The organism is Ensifer sp. ENS09, assembly GCF_014852425.1.
Taxonomy (GTDB): Bacteria; Pseudomonadota; Alphaproteobacteria; order Rhizobiales; family Rhizobiaceae; genus Ensifer.
In genome coordinates this window covers 196,229-215,374 of record NZ_JACVBP010000007.1, presented here as the reverse complement: position 1 = coordinate 215,374, position 19,146 = coordinate 196,229, and the positions used below count along the sequence as shown (strand labels likewise).

Below are 19,146 nucleotides of genomic sequence, written 5' to 3'. Positions count from 1 at the left end.
GTGTTTGCGGCGTTCCCATGGATTTGGCGCTAAACTGTTCAGATCGAACACATTTATGGTCCGCGCTCCAACTCGATCGTGATCGGGCGATTGACGCGGATCAATTGCAGCCGGGCGCCTTAAGCGTTAAAGAGCCAACATGAGCGAAAACAGCCTGGCCATCCGCAAATTCAGCGATCTCGCCAACCCGACGCGGTTCCTGGCGCTGGCCGACCGTCTGCTGCCCTGGCTCGCCGGGCTGACGGCGCTGTTCTTCGTTGCCGGCCTCTGGCTTTCCTTCACGACGGAAGGCGACTACCAGCAGGGCGAGACGGTGCGCATCATGTATGTGCACGTGCCGGCCGCCTGGCTGTCGATGATGTGTTATTCGGTGATGGCGCTCGCCGCCCTTGGTACGCTCGTCTGGCGCCATCCGCTTGCCGACGTCTCATCGCGCGCTGCAGCGCCGATCGGTGCCTGTTTCACCTTCCTGGCGCTCGTCACCGGCTCGCTCTGGGGCAAGCCGATGTGGGGCACCTGGTGGGTCTGGGACGCGCGGCTGACCTCGGTCTTCGTGCTGTTTCTCATGTATCTCGGGCTGATGGCGCTCAACCGCGCCATCGACGATCCGGCCCGCTCTTCCAAGGTTTCGGCCATTCTGGTCCTGGTCGGCTTCGTCAACATCCCGATCATCAAGTTCTCGGTCGAATGGTGGAACACGCTGCACCAGCCGGCGAGCGTCATGCGGCTCGACGGGCCGACGATCGATCCGGAGTTCCTGCGGCCGCTGATCGTGATGGCGATCGCATTTACGCTGCTGTTCTTCACGCTGCACATCGCCGCCATGCGCAACGAGATCCTGCGTCGGCGTGTGACCGCGCTGAGGCGGCTTGCCGCGCGTGCCGCCGGCCGGGGAGCCCGCACGAAATGATGAGCCACGCCGCCTACGTCTTTACGAGCTACGGGATTGCGACGCTGACGGTGCTCGGGCTGATCGCCTGGGTTGTCCTCGACGGTCGCGCCCGCCGTCGCGAACTGGCTGAACTCGAGGCTTCCGGCATTCGCCGACGCTCGGCCGGTCAGGGCCCGGGAGAAACGCCATGAGAAACATCCCCCCTCCGCGCGGTGAGGAGCGCAAGCCCGGGCCGATGCGCTTCGTGCTGGCGGCGTTGCCGCTGATCATCTTCGCCGGGCTTGCAGCGATCTTCTGGAGCCAGCTCAACTCCGGCAAGGACGTGAGCGAAATCCCCTCGGCGCTGATCGGCACCAAGGCCCCGAAGCTCGACATGCCGGTGCTCGAGGGCGCCACCCGTGACGGCCAGCCGATGCCGGCTTTGACCGATGCGGCGATCAAGGGCAAGCTGACGCTCGTCAACGTCTGGGCCTCCTGGTGCGTGCCGTGCCGGCAGGAGCATCCCTTTATCCTGGAACTGTCGAAGGATCCGCGGCTGACCGTTGTCGGCATCAACTACAAGGACCAGAACGAAAACGCGCTCAGGTTCCTCGGTGAGCTCGGCAATCCCTTCTCAGCCATCGGCGTCGATCCGCGCGGCAAGGCGGCGATCGACTGGGGCGTCTACGGTATTCCGGAGTCCTATCTCGTCGGCGCTGACGGCACGATCCTCTACAAGCGCGTCGGCCCGTTCGACGAAAATAGCGTGAAAACCGGTCTGCTGCCGGCGATCGAGAAGGCGACTGCGGGTTCGTAACCGCTCCCGGCATTGGCTCTTGATTCAGACGGTGAGGACTTACTTCTCATCCGGCCTGCCGGCCACCTTTCCCCGCAGGCGGGGCGAAGGAAACGCACGGCACCCGGTTGCTCTAAGCTGTCGCCTAGCATCGATGGAACACAACAGTGCTTTTTGTCTGCCGGGTCGTCGCGGAACGCGGCGAGTGCTCCAAGTCCCTTCGCCCCCGCTTGCGGGGAGAAGGTCGCGGCAGCGGGATGAGGGGCAGCGACGATGGCCGAGCCCGCTTAAATTCCCGCCTGCCAGTCCCGGACCGCATCCAGCGGCCAGACGAGCATCAGCACGTTGAGCGTGAGGTTGTCACGGATCAGCCAGCCGGTGAAGAGCTCGAAGACGATGGCGACCGTCACGGTCAGCCAGACCGGCATGCGGGCGGCAAACAGGAAGCCGGCCGCCATGGCCAGCGTATCCATCGTCGAATTCAGGATGCTGTCGCCGAAATAGTCGAGCGAGATCGTTGCCGAGCGGTAGCGGTTGATCACCATCGGCGTGTTTTCGGCGATCTCCCAGGCGGATTCGATCACTGTCCCAAGGAAGAGTTTTGCCGTCAGCGGCTTGCCGCGCAGGAGCAGATGGCCGAGGCCGTAGAACAGGAAGCCGTGGATGATGTGCGACGGCGTGTACCAGTCGGCGATGTGTTGCGAGTTGCCGCTGGATTTGGCGACCGGCTCGAACAGTTTGACGTAGCCGCATTCGCAGATCCAGAGACGACCCATCAGATGCTGGGTGACGATCTGGATGACGAGAACAGCAAGACAGGCGGCGAGCCAGAGGAGTGCGTGCTGGTTGCGGCTGTCATTCTCCTCGAGCATCGTGCTCACTCGGCGTTCTCCTGGTCAAGCGAGTGCTTCATGATCAGCGGCATCTGGGCGAGCGTGAACAGAATGGTGATCGGCATCGTGCCCCAGACCTTGAAGGCGACCCAGAAATCGGTCGAGAACGAGCGCCAGACCACTTCGTTGAGCACCGCCAGGAAGAGGAAGAACACGCCCCAGCGCAGCGTCAGCTTGCGCCAGCCGGCCTCGTCGAGCTTGAAGGCGGAGTGGAAGACGTAGCCGAGCAGCGACTTGCCGAACAGCAGGCCGCCGAGCAGGATCGCGCCGAACAGCGTGTTGACGATCGTCGGCTTCATCTTGATGAAGGTGTCGTTCTGCAGCCAGAGCGTCAGCGCGCCGAAGACGAAGACGACGATGCCCGAAATCAGCGGCATCATCGGCAGGGTGCGGGTCAGCACCCAGGAGACGGCAAGCGCGATCGCGGTCGCGGCCATGAACAGGCCTGTGGCTATGAAGATGGGACCGCCGAGCTCGGCAAGCGCCGGAAAATGCCCGGCCAGCCATTCGCCGCGCGAGTTGGCAAAGAAGAAGACCATCAGCGGCCCAAGCTCCAGCACCATCTTGAGCAAGGGGCTGACTTCCTTCTGCGGCTTGGAAGCCTCGATCGACGACATCTGGGGGTCCTGTTTCTGCATGTACCTGCTGCTCATAACACCAGCTTTGCGGCAAAACCATATCAAGGCAACGGGCCGGCGCAACTACGCGCGCGCCCGATCGCCCCGTCAGGCGGCAACGCCGGCGATCGCCTCGGCAAAATCCTTGGCTTCGAAGGGTTCAAGATCGTCGATGCCTTCGCCGACACCGATGAAATAGACCGGCAGCTTGTGCTTGGCAGAGATGGCCACGAGGATGCCGCCGCGCGCCGTGCCGTCCAGCTTGGTCATGATCAGTCCACTGACGCCGGCGACGTTGCGGAAGATCTCGACCTGCTGCAGCGCGTTCTGGCCGGTGGTGGCGTCGAGCGTCTGCAGCACGGTGTGCGGCGCATCCGGATCGAGCTTGCCGAGCACGCGCACGATCTTTTCGAGTTCGGCCATCAGCTCCGCCTTGTTCTGCAGGCGGCCGGCCGTGTCGATGATCAGCACGTCGGACTTCTTCTCGCGCGCCTGCTGGAAGGCTTCATAGGCGAGGCCAGCGGCGTCGGCGCCGAGTTTGGAGGAAACGATTTCGGAGTTGGTGCGCTCGGCCCAGATCTTCAGCTGCTCGATCGCGGCGGCCCGGAAGGTGTCGCCGGCGGCGAGCATGACCTTCAGGCCCGCGCCCGACAGCTTGGCGGCGAGCTTGCCGATCGTCGTGGTCTTGCCGGTGCCGTTGACGCCGACCACAAGGATGACGTGCGGCTTGTGGCTGAGATCGAGTTCCAGCGGCTTGGCGACGGGCGAAAGCACCTTGGTGATCTCGCCGGCCATGATGCGCGAAACGTCCTCGCCGGAGACATCCTTGCCGTAGCGTTCCGAGGCGAGCGTGTCGGTGATGCGCATCGCGGTTTCGACGCCGAGGTCGGCCTGGATCAGTAGGTCTTCGAGGTCCTGCAACGTCGCTTCGTCGAGCTTGCGCTTGGTGAACAGGCTGGCGATCTGGCCGGTCAGTTGCGACGAGGTGCGCGCAAGGCCGCGGCGCAGGCGCTGGTACCAGCTGAGCTTTTCCTTCGGCGCGGCGACGGGTTCTTCCTTGGGCTTGCGCTCGCTGGCCGAGAAGCCTTTGGGGAGAGCGGGGGCGGCAGTGGGCTCGGCCTCGGTTGTCTCGGTCGATGGGGTTTCGGCCGCACCTGCCGTGTCGGTCTCCGCGGTCTCGACGCTCTCGCGGAGCGCTGCGCCTGCGGCTTCATCCCCCTCTGCCCTGTCGGGCATCTCCTCGACAGGGGGGGAGATTGCGCTGGGCTCGCTCTCGAGCTCGTAAGCGAGCGTTTCGGTCGTTGCTTCCACTTCGACATCGTTGGCGTCGGCTGGCACCGTGTCCGCGGTGTTTTCGATGGTCTCCGCGTGAGCGGCTGCGAGCGTGTCTTCCTCGGTTGCCGGGCTTTCGCTGGCAACTGGTTCCGCAGTCTCGGTAGCTGCTACCGCTTCTTCTGCCGCAGCCTCGGCCTCCGTCGGCTCTCCCTCCTTGTGGGGGAGATGTCCCGAAGAAACAGAGGGGGGTATCTCGGTCTCGGTCTCGGCTGGTGTTACCTCAGCCTCGACCGGGGCGGCATCGTCACGCGCCAGTTCCTCGGCATCATCCGAAGCCGGGCCGCCGGCGGTCTCGATCTCGGCTTCCAGCACAGGATCGCTGTCGGAGAGTGGCAAGGTCTCGATCTCGACGGGCGGTTCGAAAGCAGCTTCCGAGCTCTCTTCGACCTCTGCCTCAACGACGGGGGCGGCCGCTTCGGGACTTTCCGTGGACGGCGGAGACGGCTGTTCCGCTTCGGGCGCAGAGACGATGGTCTCCTCCGGCACACCTTCCGGCGGCTTCGTTTCCTCCACCGCGCCCTTGCCGAAGGTGAAGATCCTCTTGATGAAACCCATTGCCATTCAGGAATTCCGCATAAATCAGGCCGCAGCCATTTGTTTTACCTGCATCGTCAGATGCTTGCCATTGTGGCCGGTGATTGAGACCGGGACAAGCGCACGGGGCGTCAGGCCAACCGCGTCGACGAGCGTGAAGTTTTGTGTGTGGGCAAGCCCGTTGTTCTCGACCAGGATCGTCTGCTCGCTGCCGACCATGCCGTCGAGGTGGTGGGCATAGAGCATCGCGCCGACGGCGCGAAGCCTAGCGGCACGATCCTTGACGAGGCCCCGGTCGAGCTGCGGCATGCGTGCCGCCGGCGTGCCTGGACGCGGGCTGTAGGGGAAGACGTGCAGATGCGCGATCCCGCAGTCCCCGGCCAGCCTCGCGGCATTTTCGAACATCTCCTCGGTTTCGGTCGGGAAGCCGGCGATCATGTCGGCGCCGAGGCTGATCTCCGGGCGCAGGCGGCGGACCTGATCGGCAAAATCGCGGGCGTCGGCGCTCGAATGGCGACGCTTCATGCGCTTCAGGATCAAATCGTCGCCATGCTGCAGCGACAGGTGCAGGTGCGGCATGAAGCGTGCTTCGTCGGCGATCAGGTCGAAGAGGTGCTTGTCGGCCTCGATACCGTCGATCGAGGAAAGGCGCAGGCGGCGAATTTCCGGTACCTGCTTCAGGAGCGTCTTGGCGAGCATCCCGAGCGTCGGCGTGCCCGGTAGGTCGGCGCCGTAGCTCGTCGCGTCGACGCCGGTCAGCACAATCTCGCAATAACCCGTTTCGACCAGTCTGCGCGCCTGGTCGACCACAGCACCCATCGGCACGGAGCGGGAATTGCCGCGACCATAGGGGATGATGCAGAAGGTGCAGCGGTGGTCGCAGCCGTTCTGCACCTGGATGAAGGCACGCACATGGCCGTCGATGTGCTTGACCATCTGGGGCGCGGTGGCGCGCACGCTCATGATGTCGTTGACCCGCAGCTTCTCTTCCGCCGAGACGCCGAAATCCGGCAGCGAACGATAGGAGGCGCTCTTCAGCTTCTCCTCGTTGCCGAGCACGGCATCGACCTCGGCCATTTCGGCAAAGGTTTCCTTCTCGGTCTGCGCGGCGCAGCCGGTGACGATGATGCGGGCATGCGGGTTGTCGCGACGGGCGCGGCGGATCGCCTGGCGCGCCTGGCGCACCGCCTCGCCGGTGACGGCGCAGGTGTTGACGAGGATGGCGTTGTTCAGCCCCGCCTTCTCGGCTTCCGCCCGCATCACTTCGGATTCGTAGGTATTGAGACGGCAGCCGAAGGTTATGACCTCGACGCCACTCAAAGCGCCCGGGCTCCGCCGGCTTCGGCCGCGTCGCGCTGCCAGATGCCGGTCGTCGGGTTCAGCGTGCCGGACCATTCCCATTCGGCAGGTCCCGTCATGACGACATGATCGTCGTGCTCACGCCATTCGATCGTCAGCTTTGCCGGGGCAGGGGCGGATGCGACGTCGATCGCCACCTTGCGGCCGGTGCGGCCGGTGCGCACGGCGCTGACCGCAGCCGCGCAAGCCGCCGAACCGCAGGCAAGCGTCAACCCGGCGCCGCGTTCCCAGGTGCGGGTGCGCAGTGACGAGGGCGAAAGCACCTGCGCCAGCGTGATGTTGGCGCGCTCGGGAAACATCGGATGGTTTTCGAGCAGCGGGCCGAAACGATCGAGATCGAAGGACATCGGGTCCTTGTCGACCCAGAAGATCGCGTGCGGATTGCCCATCGACATGGCCGAGGGCGAATGCAGGACGGGATTGTCGATGGGGCCGATCTGCAGTTCGATGCGGCTCGTATCGGCAAATTCCTCGGCAAGCGGGATTTTGTCCCAGGCAAAGACCGGCTTGCCCATGTCGACCGAGATCGTGCCGTCTTCATGCTCCGTTGCATTCAGGATGCCGGCGATCGTCTGGAAGGTGAAGGCCTTCTTGCCGGTCTCGGCGGCCAGCGCCTGGACGACGCAGCGTGTGCCGTTGCCGCAGGCCTGGGCCATCGAGCCGTCGCAATTGACGATATCGATCCAGGCGTCGGTGCCCTGAGCCTTGGGGTCGTGGATCGCCATGATCTGGTCGAAGGCGGTTGCCGGATCGGCATTGAGCGCGATCGCGGCCGCCGGCGTCACCCGATCCTTCCGACCGCGCATGTCAACGACGAGGATCTTGTTTCCAAGCCCGTTCATCCTGGCAAATTGCACGTTGTCGGTCATGTCGCGATTGTCCAAACGGGCCCACTCCGGGCGGGCCATCCTTCATTCGGCCTGTATATGGCTGAAAAGCCCGGAAAATACCAGTGCCGCCTTTATTTGGCTCCCTCGCTGCCGGCCGGTACATCGAAGATTTCGCCGGGGCGAAGCGGCCGGAAGCGGCTGCGGGCGATGCCGGCCGCATCGAGCGCCCGCTCCAGCGCCTGTCGCGGCTCCTCGACGCCTTCGTCGGTCAGTCGAAACGTACCCCAATGGTGGCCGGCGACATGGGCGGCGGCGCAATCGACCATGCCGCGCACGGCTTCCTCCGGGTTCTGGTGCTGGTCCTGCATGAACCAGCGCGGCTCGTAGGCCCCGAAGGGTAGGTTGGCGAGCCGGAAGGCGCCGTGTTTTTCGCGGGCTGCCCGATAGTTGATGCCGTCGTGAAAGCCCGTATCGCCGACGTGGTAGATCTTGCCGGCCGGAGTCTCCAGCACGAAGGCGGCCCAGAGCGCCATGCGCCGGTCGCGCGAGCCGCGCGCCGACCAGTGGTGGCAGGGCTCGGCGTGAAGAATGACGTCATCGCCGCAATCGAGCTGGTCGCCCCAGTCGACCACGTCGATTTCGGCCTCGGGAACGGCGCGGCGGATGATCGTGTCGTTGCCGAGGGGGGTGATGATGCGGGGAGCATGTTCCTCGTGAAGGGCTGCCAGCGTCTCGACGTCGAGGTGATCGTAGTGATTGTGGGTGACGAGCACGATGTCGATCGGCGGCAGGTCGTCGAGGTCGATGCCAGGCGCATTGTGGCGCTGTGGGCCGGCGAAGGTGAGGGGGCTGGCGCGGCGCGACCAGACGGGGTCGGTGAGGATGTTGAACCCACGCACCTGGATGAGCAGCGTCGCATGGCCGACCATCGTCACGCGCATGCGCTCGCCTTCGACGCTTGCCTCGGGTTTCACCTGCGCAAACGGGCTCGGATTGTTTGCCGGCCAGCGGGCCTTGCCGCCGCCGAACTGCCAGCGCAGCAGGTCGGCGGCGCCTTTGGGCGGCTTGCCGTCGGGGTTGAAGAAGCGGGTGCCGTCGAAATGATCCGAGGCGGGACCTTGGTAGTATGGATTGCGTGTCTTCATCCGGGCGGTTCGCCTTGGTTGAAAGGTCAAGGTTTAATAAATTCTTGAAGACAGCAACTGGATTGCTATCGTGTTTCCATGCTCGTTCGATTCGACCCGCAAGAACGTCTCTACAAGACCCTGAAGCTGGTCCGCTCCATCCATCTCAATATGCAGCGCTCGGCAGAGCATATGCTCGATGGTGCCGGCATATCAGTGGCGGAGCGGGCGGTTCTCGAACTTTTTTACGAAACGCCGCTGACGGTGCCGGAGGCGGCGCGTCGCCTGTCGATGAAGCGGCAGTTCGTGCTCAGGATCGTCAATGGGCTGACAGACAAGGCGTTGCTGGAAAGACGGCCGAATCCGGAGCATCGCCGCGCCTATTTTTGCGCGCCGACCGCCGCCGGGCGCGACCTGTTCGAGGAGATCCATCGCCGCGAGGTGGAGTTGCTGCATGCCCTGCTCGGCGATATCAACCAGACCGAAGTGGTGGCCGCGCTTCGGGTGATGACGCGGGTGTCGACCGCCTTCGAACAGCTGGCCGGCGAACTGGACGAGGCCGATGAGGACGAGGCGCTCTGAGGCGAAAGTGCCTCATTTGCCTGCCGTCCTTGACTTTTGCCGCGCTTTCCTGTTTATCCGCGCCAATTCCTTCGCAAGCTCAAGTCTTCGAAGCCACCGACCGGGTCCCGTAAAGGTATAAAGAGAACCCGGAGGTCAACACCCGACAGCGCGTGGCGCCCTCGGGTGGTTTTTGGCTTTGCGCCTTGTTTTCCGCGCGAAGGAACCCACGTTTCCGGCGAGTTGATCGCCACCGGAAACCAGAAGGAAGTGAGAATGTTCGAGAGCCTCCAGGACCGCCTTGGTTCCATATTGAATGGACTGACCGGCCGCGGCGCATTGTCGGAAGCCGATGTTTCCGCTGCGCTCCGCGAGGTTCGCCGTGCGTTGCTCGAAGCCGACGTCGCGCTCGACGTCGTGCGCGCCTTCACCGAAAAGGTTCGTGAAAAGGCCGTCGGTGCCGAGATCCTGAAGTCGATCAAGCCCGGCCAGATGGTCGTCAAGATCGTCCATGACCAGCTCGTTGAGATGCTCGGCTCCGAGGGCGTCACCATCGACCTCAATGCGCCGGCGCCCGTCGTCATCATGATGGTCGGTCTGCAGGGCTCGGGTAAGACGACGACCACCGGCAAGATCGCCAGCCGGATGAAGACCAGGGACAAGAAGAAGGTCCTGATGGCTTCGCTCGACACGCGTCGTCCGGCAGCCCAGGAGCAGCTTCGCCAGCTCGGCGTACAGACCGGCGTCGACACGCTGCCTGTTATCGCCGGCCAGTCGCCGACCGATATCGCCGCGCGCGCCGTCCAGGCTGCCAAGCTCGGCGGTCATGACGTCGTCATCCTCGACACCGCCGGCCGTACCCATATCGACGAGCCGCTGATGATCGAGATGGCGGAGATCAAGCGGAAGTCCAATCCGCATGAAATCCTGCTCGTCGCCGATGCGCTGACCGGTCAGGACGCCGTCAACCTCGCCCGCAACTTCGACGAACGCGTCGGCATCACCGGCCTCGTGCTCACCCGTATGGACGGCGATGGCCGTGGCGGTGCGGCGCTGTCGATGCGCGCGGTCACCGGCAAGCCGATCAAGCTCATCGGTGTCGGCGAAAAGATGGGCGAACTCGAAGAGTTCCATCCCCGCCGCGTCGCCGACCGTATTCTCGGCATGGGCGACATCGTCTCGCTCGTCGAGAAGGCGGCCGAGAACATCGACGCCGAGAAGGCGGCCGCCATGGCCGCCAAGATGGCCAAGGGCAAGTTCGACCTGAACGACCTCGCCGACCAGCTCGGCCAGATGCAGAAGATGGGTGGCATGGGCGGTATCATGGGCCTGATGCCCGGCATGGCCGGCATGAAGGACAAGATGGCTGCCGCCGGCCTCGACGACAGCCTGTTCAAGCGCCAGCTCGCCATCATCTCGTCGATGACCAAGGCCGAGCGCGCCAACCCGGACCTGCTCAAGCATTCGCGCAAGAAGCGCATCGCAGCCGGTTCCGGCACCGATGCCGCAGACATCAACAAGCTTCTGAAGATGCACCGCCAGATGGCGGACATGATGAAGATGATGGGCGGCAAGGGCAAAGGCGGCATGATGAAGCAGATGATGGGCGGCCTTGCCAACAAGATGGGCCTTGGCGGCCTCGGTGGCGGTGGCATGCCCGATCTGTCGAAGCTCGACCCGAAGCAGCTCGAAGCCCTGCAGAAGCAGGCGGAAGCGGCCGGTCTGAAGCCGGGCGGCATGCCTGGCCTTGGCGGCGGTGGCCTGCCTGGCCTCGGCGGCGCCAAGCTTCCGGGTCTCGGTGGCGGCTTCCCCGGCCTTCCCGGCCTGCCGAAGAAGAAGTGAGGATCGCTAAGACATGATTGATCCCGAAATCAAAAAGGAATTGGCGGGTTACCGGCAGTCGATCGACAACATCGATGCCGCGCTCGTCCACATGCTGGCTGAACGCTTCCGCTGCACCCAGGCAGTCGGCGTTCTGAAAGCCAAGCACGAACTGCCGCCGGCGGACCCGGCGCGCGAAGAATACCAGATCGAACGCCTGCGCCGCCTGGCCAAGGATGCCAATCTGGATCCGGATTTCGCCGAGAAGTTCCTGAACTTCATCATCAAGGAAGTCATCCGGCATCATGAAGCCATCGCCGCCGATCGCTCGCATTCCGCGGGCACCGCCGGCACAAACCATTCCGCTTGAACGAAGCGGTCAAGAAAGCCTGCAAGGAGTTACTCAAATGGCACTGAAAATTCGTCTCGCCCGTGGCGGTTCCAAGAAGCGTCCTTACTACCAGATCGTTGTTGCCGACGCCCGCAGCCCGCGTGACGGCCGCTTCCTCGAGAAGATCGGCTCGTGGAACCCGATGCTCGGCAAGGACGACGAAAAGCGCGTCGAGCTCGACGCCGAGCGCGTCAACCACTGGATCGCCCAGGGCGCCCAGCCGACCGACCGCGTTCTGCGCTTCCTCGACCAGGCTGGCCTCGCAAAGCGTCCGGCTCGCAGCAACCCGACCAAGGGCGTCCCGGGCAAGAAGGCCCAGGAGCGCGCTGCTGAAGCCAAGCAGAAGGCTGAAGACGCCGCTGCTGCTGCTGCTGAATAAGAGCCGGCGAACGGTCTGGAGAGTGATCGGCGGACATCTGCCGACGCACCTTTCCGGCTGGCCGTGACTTAAGGAAACGGGTGGCATTTCCATGCCGCCCGTTTTCCGTTATGTGCACCGAGATATACCGAAACGGACGCGGACGATGAGCAAACTCGAAAACCCGGTTCTGATGGCGACGATCGGCGCGGCGCAGGGCTTGCGCGGCGAGGTCAGGGTCAAGTCCTTTACCGATGATCCGACCGCGCTCGGAGAGTATGGCAATCTGCACAGCGCCGACGGCCGTGTGTTCGAGGTGCTGGAAATCCGCGAGGCGAAGAACGTCGTTATCGTGCGTTTTCGCGGCGTCAATGATCGCAACGCTGCCGAGGCGCTCAACGGCCTCGACCTGTTCATCGAGCGCGACAACCTGCACGATGACGAACTCGACGAGGATGAGTTCTTCTATGCCGATCTCGAAGGTCTGGAAGCGATCGACGGCAATGGCACGAGCTACGGCAAGGTCAGCGGCGTCTTCGATTTCGGCGCCGGCGACCTGCTCGAGCTGAAGGGTCCGGGCCGACGTCCGGTGCTGATCCCCTTTACCGAATGGTCAGTGCTGGAGATCGACCTGGAAGCCGGGCGTCTGCTGGTTGACCCGGTGGCCGCCGGCCTTTCGGACGACAAGGACCAGGATCCGGGCAGCCCGTTTTCCGCAAAGCGCAAGTGAGCTGCGGCAATGACGTTTCGCGCCACCATCCTGACGCTCTATCCTGAAATGTTTCCGGGCCATCTCGGCGCGTCGCTTTCCGGCAAGGCGCTGGAGCGTGGCCAATGGTCGATCGAGCCGGTGCAGATCCGCGATTTCGCCGAGGACAAACACCGCACCGTCGACGACACGCCGGCCGGCGGTGGCGCCGGCATGGTGCTCAAAGCCGATGTGCTCGCGCGCGCGATCGATCGTGTCTCGGAGAACGACGACCGGCCGCGATTGCTGATGAGCCCGCGCGGCCGACCGTTGACACAGGCGCGGGTGCGTGAACTCGCCGCCGGCCCCGGCGTCGTCATCGTTTGCGGCCGCTTCGAAGGGATCGACCAGCGTGTGATCGATGCCCGCGGCCTCGAGGAAGTTTCCATAGGCGACTATATTCTTTCGGGCGGCGAGCCGGCGGCGCTCACGCTGCTCGATGCTGTTGTGCGCATCCTGCCGGGTGTGATGGGCAACGAGCTTTCCGGCGTGCACGAGAGCTTCGAAGGCGGGTTGCTGGAGCACCCGCATTATACCCGCCCGCAGGTCTTCGAGGGCCGCGAAATCCCGGCGGTGCTGACCTCGGGCAATCACGGCGCCATTGCCAAATGGCGTGAAGCGGAGGCGCGTCGGCTGACCGCCGAGCGCCGGCCCGATCTTCTTGATCAGCCCGTGAAGAAATAATAGGCTGCCAGCAGCAGGCCTACGGCGACGACCAGCGCGCGGATGACCGCTTGCGGCACGCGTCTTGCCGCCCAGACGCCGCTGTAGCCGCCAAGGGCGGCTCCCGGCACCATGATCGCCGCATGCAGCCAGGAGACGACCCCACCGGCGGCAAAGACGACGATGGCAATCGCGGCAATCACGATCGAGATGAAGTTCTTCAGCGCATTCAGCCGGTGATAGCCGCCGCCGGTCGCCAGCCCCAGCACCGCCAGCATCATGATGCCCATGCCGGCGCCGAAGAAGCCGCCATAAATGGAGGTGACGAACTGGGCGCCGATGCCGACCGGATTGAACGCATGCTCGTCGACGCGGGCTTTGGGTTTCAGGAGCGGTCCGGCAGCGAAGATCGCCGTTGCGGCCAGCAGCAGCCAGGGCACAAGCGCGCGGAAGGAGGCGTTGGAGAGCGAGATGAGCAACAGGGCACCGGCAAGACCGCCGATTGCCGAGATCACCCCGAGCAGGATCGCATAGCGTTTGTCGGCCCGGATCTCCTTGGCATAGGCGAGCGCCGAGGTGATATAGCCCGGGAACTGGATGATCGACGAAGTCGCGTTGGCGACGATCGGCGAGAGCCCGCCAAGCGTCATCGCCCCGAAGGTCAGGAACGTTCCGCCGCCGGCGATGGCATTGACGACGCCGGACAGGAAGCCGGCCGCAAACAGCATGAGTATTTCGAAGATGTTCATGGTCTCCCCCGACCCCTCATGCTCGGGATAGCCGGTGGTTGTGCCGGCCGCAAGTCCGTTGCATCGGACAATCGCACCGGGTGTGTTTGCGCATTTTCTGATAAATTCGGCTTTCCTGGCGCGGATGCCTTAGAAATTATGGCCTTCAGGGATGACAAGGCAGTGTGATTGGTGTAAGTGCCGCCCCGGTTCGGGTTTCATGCCCGTCGACCACAACAAAGAATGGCGAATCCGCTCCTGCCGTATCCGGCAAGACCTGAAGGCTGGTCCGACAGGTTCATCGAGAGCGCTCTGGCTGTTTCAGAAGAACTTGAAAGGTTAGACCGATGAACATCATCCAGCAGCTGGAAGCCGAACAGGCCGCCAAGATTGCCGCCAAGCGCACCCTCCCGGAATTCTCCGCAGGCGACACGCTGCGCGTCAACGTCCGCGTTGTCGAAGGCAACCGTACCCGCGTACAGGCCTATGAAGGCGTTTGCATCGCTCGTTCGGGCGGCGGCATCAACGAGAGCTTCACCGTTCGCAAGATCTCCTACGGCGAAGGCGTCGAGCGCGTATTCCCGGTTTACTCCCCGCTCGTCGAGAGCGTCGAAGTGGTTCGCCGTGGTAAGGTCCGTCGCGCCAAGCTCTACTACCTGCGCGACCGTCGCGGCAAGTCGGCTCGTATCGTCGAGAACACCGGCACGCGCGCCCGCAAGCTGAACGAAGCCGAGCGTCAGGCGATTGCCGAGGAAAAGGCACGCATCGAGGCTGAAAAGGTTGCAGCAGCTCAGGCGCTCGCCGCCGAGAAGGCAGCAGCCGAAGCTGCCGAAGCAAAGGCAGCAGCGGAAGCCGCAGCAGAATAAGTTTTCAATCCTTTCGGATTGTTGGAAAGGCGGCCTCGGCCGCCTTTCTTTTTTGGTACTATCCGCTTGTCTTTCCGATGGAATTTGTGACATTTTCCGCTGCCACAATTTTCGGGAGCCCTCCAATGACAATCCGTCGCCACGTGCTTGCGGGCATCGCAGCTGCACTTGCCGTTCCTTTCGCATTCTCTGCACCGGCCGTTGCCAGCGACCTGCCGGACCTCGGCGGCAAGACGGTTGTCGTCGTCACGGAAAACGCCTACCCGCCGCTGCAGTTCGTCGATCCGAAGTCCGGCGAAGCCAAGGGCTGGGAATACGACGCGATGAACGAGATCGCCAAGCGGTTGAATTTCAAGGTCGAATACCAGAACACCAGCTGGGACGCGATGATCCAGGCGGTGCATGACGGCCAGTACCAGATCGGCATGACCGGCATCACCATCAAGGACGATCGCAAGGAAAAGGTCGACTTTTCGGACCCCTACATGCGCTCGCAGCAGTTCATGCTGGTGCGCAGCGACGAGGCCCGCTTCAACGATGGCAAGAGCTTCGGCGCCTTTGCCGACGGTCTCGTCGGCGCACAGCCGGGGACCTCGCCGTTCTACACCGCCGTCTACGAAATGCTCGACGGCAACGAGCAAAACCCGCGCATCAAGCTGTTTGAGACCTTCGGCGCGACCGTCCAGGCTCTGAAGGCCGGCGACGTCGACGTGGTCCTGACCGACAGCGTCGCCGCCAAGGGCTATGTCGATTCCTCCGAAGGAAAGCTCAAGGTCGTCGGCGGCCCGCTCGGCACCGAGGATTTCGGCTTCATCTTCCCGAAGGGCTCGGATCTCGTTGCCCCGGTCAACGCTGCGATCAAGGCGCTGAAGGAAGACGGTACCTTCGACGCCCTCGATAAGAAGTGGTTCCTCGAATACAAGATGGGCGGCTGATAGCAGGCTATGGCCGCTCCACAATCTTCAGACATGTCCGGCAAGGGCGACTATCCCTGGTGGTTGGTCGCCCTTGTTGTGATCGCTGTGGCGCTCGCCGCCGTGATCATCAGCAATGACATCTTCTCGGAAGTCTTCACCGTCGTCTTCAAGGGCCTTGGCGTCACCGTCTTCGTGACCCTCATGGGCTTCGTGCTGGCGACGACGCTCGGCCTCGGCATCGCGCTGATGGCGCTCTCCGAGCACTCGTCCCTTCGGCAGATCGCCCGCTTCTATACGGAAGTCATCCGCGGCGTGCCGATCCTGGTGCTTCTGTTCTACATTGCCTTCGTCGGCGCGCCGGGGCTCGTCGTCGCGGCCAATTTCATCTCAGCACCGCTGATTAGCGCCGGCTGGATGGAGCCGGTTGTCGTGCGCGACATCTCATTGATGTGGCGGGCGATCCTGGCGCTGATGATCGGCTATTCTGCGTTCATCGCCGAAGTGTTCCGGGCGGGTATCCTCTCGGTAGACAAGGGGCAGGTCGAAGCCGCCAAGGCGCTCGGGCTTTCACGCTACCAGCGCTTTCGTCTCGTCATCTTTCCGCAGGCGATCCGCGTGATCCTGCCGCCGCTTGGCAACGATTTTATCGCCATGGTCAAGGACAGTTCGCTCGTCTCGGTGCTCGGCGTCGCCGACATTACGCAGATGGGCAAGGTCTATGCCTCCGGCTCCTTTCGCTTCTTCGAGACCTATTCGATCGTTGCCTATGTCTATCTCGTGCTGACCATCGGTCTGTCGCTGGGACTACGGGGGCTGGAGCGGCGGCTCAGGCGCGCGGAGCGGCGCTGAGTCCGTTTCCAGCAATTGCCGACCTGTCAGAAAATTGATATGAACACGGCCATGGAATCCAAATTCGGATGTAGCGAGCAGAAAATCGTCGTGCTGCAGGACCACAAGCGTCTGCCGGCACGCTTCTTTGCGCGCGTCCACGGGGCGCTTACAAGCCGCCTATCCTGATCTCCTGATCAGTGCTTCCGGCCGCCTTGCCGCCGGCTTTCCTACCTCTTTGAAAACTCGATGGATATACCGCCATGAGCGCACCGCGTACCCTCTATGACAAGATCTGGGACGATCACCTGGTCAACGAACAGGACGACGGCACCTGTCTTCTCTACATCGACCGTCACCTCGTTCACGAAGTGACGAGTCCGCAGGCCTTCGAAGGTCTGCGCATGGCCGGCCGCCAGGTCCGCGCGCCGGAAAAGACGCTTGCTGTCGTCGACCATAACGTTCCGACCTCGGCCGACCGCCACCTCGGCATCAAGAACGAGGAAAGCCGCATCCAGGTCGAGGCGCTCGCCAGGAACGCCGCCGACTTCGGCGTCGAATACTACTCGGAAAACGACAAGCGCCAGGGCATCGTGCACATCGTCGGCCCGGAGCAGGGCTTCACCCTGCCGGGCATGACGATCGTCTGCGGTGACAGCCACACCTCGACGCACGGCGCCTTCGGTTCGCTGGCCCACGGCATCGGCACGTCGGAAGTCGAGCACGTGCTCGCCACCCAGACGCTGATCCAGAAGAAGGCGAAGAACATGCTGGTGCGCGTCGACGGCCAGTTGCCGCCGGGTGTTACCGCCAAGGACATCATTCTTGCCATCATCGGCGAGATCGGCACGGCTGGCGGAACCGGCCACGTCATCGAGTTTGCCGGCGAAGCGATCCGCTCGCTGTCGATGGAAGGCCGCATGACCATCTGCAACATGACGATCGAAGGCGGCGCCCGCGCCGGCCTGATCGCGCCTGACGAAACGACGTTCGACTACATCAAGGACAAGCCGCGCGCTCCGAAGGGCAAGGCCTGGGACATGGCGCTCGACTACTGGAAGACGCTGCACACGGACGAGGGCGCGCACTACGATCGCGTCGTCGTGCTCGATGCCGCCAACCTGCCGCCGATCGTCTCCTGGGGCTCGTCGCCGGAAGACGTCATCTCGGTTCAGGGCATCGTTCCCAATCCGGACGAGATCCAGGAAGAGAACAAGCGGGCCTCCAAGTGGCGCGCGCTCGACTATATGGGCCTGAAGCCGGGCACGAAGATCACCGACATTGCCGTCGATCGCGTCTTCATCGGCTCGTGCACCAACGGCCGCATCGAGGATCTCCGGGCCGTGGCCGAGGTGGTCGAAGGCCGCAAGGTCGCCTCGACCGTTTCGGCGATGATCGTTCCGGGCTCCGGCCTCGTGAAGGAACAGGCCGAGGCCGAAGGTCTCGACAAGATCTTCAAGGAAGCCGGTTTCGACTGGCGCGAGCCGGGCTGCTCCATGTGCCTGGCGATGAACGACGACCGTCTGAAGCCGGGCGAGCGCTGCGCCTCCACCTCAAACCGCAACTTCGAAGGCCGTCAGGGCTTCAAGGGTCGCACGCATCTGGTCTCGCCGGCCATGGCGGCAGCGGCTGCGGTCGCCGGTCACTTCGTCGATATCCGCGAATGGAAATAAGCCGGACTTGAGCTTGTCCGGCGTTGATGGCCGCCCTTCGGGGCGGCCTTTTTTATTTGGGCTCTCCCCACCTGTGCGCCGGAAATGCGCTAAGCTATCTGGCGGAGGCATCTTGGGAGAAGGATGGGATGAGCGACGATCTGCCTGTTCAGCGCTACCGTCTGCTGCTGTTGCGCCATGCCAAGTCCGCTTGGCCGGATGGCGTCGCCGACATCAACCGGCCGCTCGGCGAGCGCGGCCGCAAGTCGGCGCCACTGATGGGGGGCTACATGGCGCGGCATGCGCTCGTGCCGGATCTCGCCCTCGTCTCGACGGCGAAACGGGCGCAGGAGACCTGGAAGCTGGTATCTGCCGCCCTGCCGCCCGGCATCGCGGTCGAAAATACCCGGGCGATCTACGAGGTGGGCGCCGCCCAGATCCTCAGTGTCCTGCGCGCAACCGACCCGGCCATCAGAACACTGCTGATCGTCGGCCACAACCCCGGCATGGAGGACCTGGCGCACGAGCTCGTCGGCTCCGGCGATGCGGATCTGCGCATGCGCATGGCGGACAAGTTTCCGACGGCCGCCCTTGCCGTCCTTGAATTCGAAGCGACAGGCTGGCGCGAGCTTTTGTCCGGCGGTGCCAGGCTGGCGCGCTTCGTGACGCCGCGTTCGCTCGATTGAGCCGATCGGACGTCGAGGTCAGATTACCTTCACGACGGTGCCGCGGCGCATATGCGGGATCAGCCGGCGCATCGCGGGCAGGCTGACGGCGACGCAGCCCTGCGTCGGCTCGTAGCCCGGCCGGATCAGGTGGAAGAAGATCGCCGAACCGGCATTTCGACGGCGCGCGAGAAGGTTCCAGTCCATCACCAGGCAGATGTCGTAGAGCCCGTCGTCACGCATCATCTCCTCATGGCTCGGCTGGAAGGGCGCCTTGACCGGGCGATTGTAGAGCGCGTGGCGCGCCGCGTCGCACCAGAGCATGCCCGTGCGGGTGGTCCGGGTCGGCAGCGGCGTCGGTGGTAGCAAGAGCCGGTCGCGCCTGACATAGCCGCCGATCAGCTTCATCGCCGCGCGTGGCGTAGCGCCGTCGCCCTCACGCTTCAGGCTGGTAATGCCGCTTCGCCCGATGGCGGCGTGCTCGACGCGGCCGTCGAACGAGACGAGCGCCCGCTTGCGATCGCGCGGTGCGGCGCGCACGGTGATGACAGATTTGGCTGGTCTTCTTCCCGACGTTTTCTTGCGCATC

At 63.8% G+C, this 19,146-nt stretch carries 22 protein-coding genes; 14 read left to right on the top strand and 8 right to left on the bottom strand.

The window, feature by feature from the left end; translation table 11 throughout:
* The first annotated feature begins 139 nt into the window (after positions 1-139).
* The 3 genes from IB267_RS29880 to IB267_RS29870 are packed head-to-tail and all read left to right on the top strand — an operon-like array spanning position 140 to position 1,688.
* Positions 140-910 (top strand): heme ABC transporter permease, encoded by a 771-nt coding sequence (locus IB267_RS29880; RefSeq protein WP_192451036.1) that lies wholly within the window; start codon positions 140-142, stop codon positions 908-910.
* Complete coding sequence (gene ccmD / locus IB267_RS29875; protein WP_192451035.1) at positions 907-1,083, top strand: heme exporter protein CcmD; 177 nt, start codon at positions 907-909, stop codon at positions 1,081-1,083. The genes IB267_RS29880 and ccmD overlap by 4 nt, the downstream gene beginning before the upstream one ends.
* Positions 1,080-1,688, top strand: coding sequence for a DsbE family thiol:disulfide interchange protein (locus IB267_RS29870; protein WP_192451034.1), 609 nt, complete (start codon positions 1,080-1,082; stop codon positions 1,686-1,688). Before ccmD ends, IB267_RS29870 begins: the two co-directional genes overlap by 4 nt.
* 266 nt (positions 1,689-1,954) lie before the next feature.
* Here IB267_RS29870 and IB267_RS29865 read toward each other — a convergent pair whose 3' ends face one another.
* The 6 genes from IB267_RS29865 to IB267_RS29840 all read right to left on the bottom strand — a co-directional run bounded on the left by IB267_RS29865 (position 1,955) and on the right by IB267_RS29840 (position 8,380).
* Positions 1,955-2,539: a DUF2585 domain-containing protein gene (locus tag IB267_RS29865; protein ID WP_192451117.1), complete on the bottom strand. Its 585-nt coding sequence runs from the start codon at positions 2,537-2,539 to the stop codon at positions 1,955-1,957.
* A gap of 5 nt (positions 2,540-2,544) precedes the next feature.
* Positions 2,545-3,177, bottom strand: coding sequence for a septation protein A (locus IB267_RS29860; RefSeq protein ID WP_156134322.1), 633 nt, complete (start codon positions 3,175-3,177; stop codon positions 2,545-2,547).
* Positions 3,178-3,285: 108 nt separating this feature from the next.
* On the bottom strand, positions 3,286-5,073 hold the full coding sequence (gene ftsY, locus IB267_RS29855; protein WP_192451033.1) for a signal recognition particle-docking protein FtsY: 1,788 nt from the start codon (positions 5,071-5,073) through the stop codon (positions 3,286-3,288).
* Positions 5,074-5,091: 18 nt separating this feature from the next.
* Positions 5,092-6,366, bottom strand: coding sequence for a tRNA (N(6)-L-threonylcarbamoyladenosine(37)-C(2))-methylthiotransferase MtaB (gene mtaB / locus IB267_RS29850; protein WP_192451032.1), 1,275 nt, complete (start codon positions 6,364-6,366; stop codon positions 5,092-5,094).
* Positions 6,363-7,274 (bottom strand): diaminopimelate epimerase, encoded by a 912-nt coding sequence (dapF, locus tag IB267_RS29845; RefSeq protein WP_192451031.1) that lies wholly within the window; start codon positions 7,272-7,274, stop codon positions 6,363-6,365. Before dapF ends, mtaB begins: the two co-directional genes overlap by 4 nt.
* 92 nt (positions 7,275-7,366) lie before the next feature.
* A complete protein-coding gene (locus IB267_RS29840; protein ID WP_192451030.1) occupies positions 7,367-8,380 on the bottom strand; it encodes an MBL fold metallo-hydrolase in 1,014 nt (337 codons plus the stop codon).
* Positions 8,381-8,458: 78 nt separating this feature from the next.
* Here IB267_RS29840 and IB267_RS29835 point away from each other — a divergent pair, with 78 nt between their 5' ends.
* From IB267_RS29835 to trmD, 6 genes are all read left to right on the top strand, one after another.
* Positions 8,459-8,941: a MarR family winged helix-turn-helix transcriptional regulator gene (locus IB267_RS29835; protein ID WP_192451029.1), complete on the top strand. Its 483-nt coding sequence runs from the start codon at positions 8,459-8,461 to the stop codon at positions 8,939-8,941.
* Between the two features lie 255 nt (positions 8,942-9,196).
* Positions 9,197-10,762, top strand: a complete 1,566-nt coding sequence (gene ffh / locus IB267_RS29830; protein WP_192451028.1) for a signal recognition particle protein — start codon at positions 9,197-9,199, stop codon at positions 10,760-10,762.
* A gap of 13 nt (positions 10,763-10,775) precedes the next feature.
* Positions 10,776-11,111 carry a chorismate mutase gene (locus IB267_RS29825; RefSeq protein WP_192451027.1) on the top strand — a complete coding sequence of 112 codons (336 nt, stop codon included), beginning with the start codon at positions 10,776-10,778 and terminating at the stop codon, positions 11,109-11,111.
* Between the two features lie 37 nt (positions 11,112-11,148).
* Complete coding sequence (gene rpsP / locus IB267_RS29820) at positions 11,149-11,511, top strand: 30S ribosomal protein S16 (protein WP_043625614.1); 363 nt, start codon at positions 11,149-11,151, stop codon at positions 11,509-11,511.
* 145 nt (positions 11,512-11,656) lie between these two features.
* Complete coding sequence (gene rimM, locus IB267_RS29815) at positions 11,657-12,220, top strand: ribosome maturation factor RimM (RefSeq protein WP_192451026.1); 564 nt, start codon at positions 11,657-11,659, stop codon at positions 12,218-12,220.
* A gap of 9 nt (positions 12,221-12,229) precedes the next feature.
* On the top strand, positions 12,230-12,922 hold the full coding sequence (gene trmD, locus IB267_RS29810; protein WP_192451025.1) for a tRNA (guanosine(37)-N1)-methyltransferase TrmD: 693 nt from the start codon (positions 12,230-12,232) through the stop codon (positions 12,920-12,922).
* On the opposite strand, the gene IB267_RS29805 is transcribed toward trmD, so the two are convergent.
* On the bottom strand, positions 12,904-13,650 hold the full coding sequence (locus IB267_RS29805; protein ID WP_192451024.1) for a sulfite exporter TauE/SafE family protein: 747 nt from the start codon (positions 13,648-13,650) through the stop codon (positions 12,904-12,906). The genes trmD and IB267_RS29805 overlap by 19 nt on opposite strands.
* Before the next feature lie 326 nt (positions 13,651-13,976).
* On the opposite strand from IB267_RS29805, the gene rplS reads away from it, so the two are divergent.
* The 5 genes from rplS (at position 13,977) to IB267_RS29780 (ending at position 18,578) form a co-directional block, all read left to right on the top strand.
* The gene (rplS, locus tag IB267_RS29800; protein WP_043625625.1) at positions 13,977-14,495 is read left to right on the top strand and encodes a 50S ribosomal protein L19; all 519 of its coding nucleotides are present in this window, start codon (positions 13,977-13,979) and stop codon (positions 14,493-14,495) included.
* Positions 14,496-14,620: 125 nt separating this feature from the next.
* Positions 14,621-15,430 (top strand): transporter substrate-binding domain-containing protein, encoded by an 810-nt coding sequence (locus tag IB267_RS29795; RefSeq protein WP_192451023.1) that lies wholly within the window; start codon positions 14,621-14,623, stop codon positions 15,428-15,430.
* A 9-nt stretch (positions 15,431-15,439) separates the two neighbouring features.
* Positions 15,440-16,261, top strand: a complete 822-nt coding sequence (locus IB267_RS29790) for an amino acid ABC transporter permease (protein ID WP_192451022.1) — start codon at positions 15,440-15,442, stop codon at positions 16,259-16,261.
* Positions 16,262-16,503: 242 nt separating this feature from the next.
* Positions 16,504-17,913 (top strand): 3-isopropylmalate dehydratase large subunit, encoded by a 1,410-nt coding sequence (gene leuC / locus IB267_RS29785; RefSeq protein WP_043625634.1) that lies wholly within the window; start codon positions 16,504-16,506, stop codon positions 17,911-17,913.
* A 128-nt stretch (positions 17,914-18,041) separates the two neighbouring features.
* Positions 18,042-18,578 (top strand): histidine phosphatase family protein, encoded by a 537-nt coding sequence (locus IB267_RS29780; RefSeq protein ID WP_192451021.1) that lies wholly within the window; start codon positions 18,042-18,044, stop codon positions 18,576-18,578.
* Between the two features lie 18 nt (positions 18,579-18,596).
* On the opposite strand, the gene IB267_RS29775 is transcribed toward IB267_RS29780, so the two are convergent.
* A complete protein-coding gene (locus IB267_RS29775) occupies positions 18,597-19,145 on the bottom strand; it encodes a L,D-transpeptidase (RefSeq protein ID WP_192451116.1) in 549 nt (182 codons plus the stop codon).
* Between the last annotated feature and the right edge of the window lies 1 nt (position 19,146).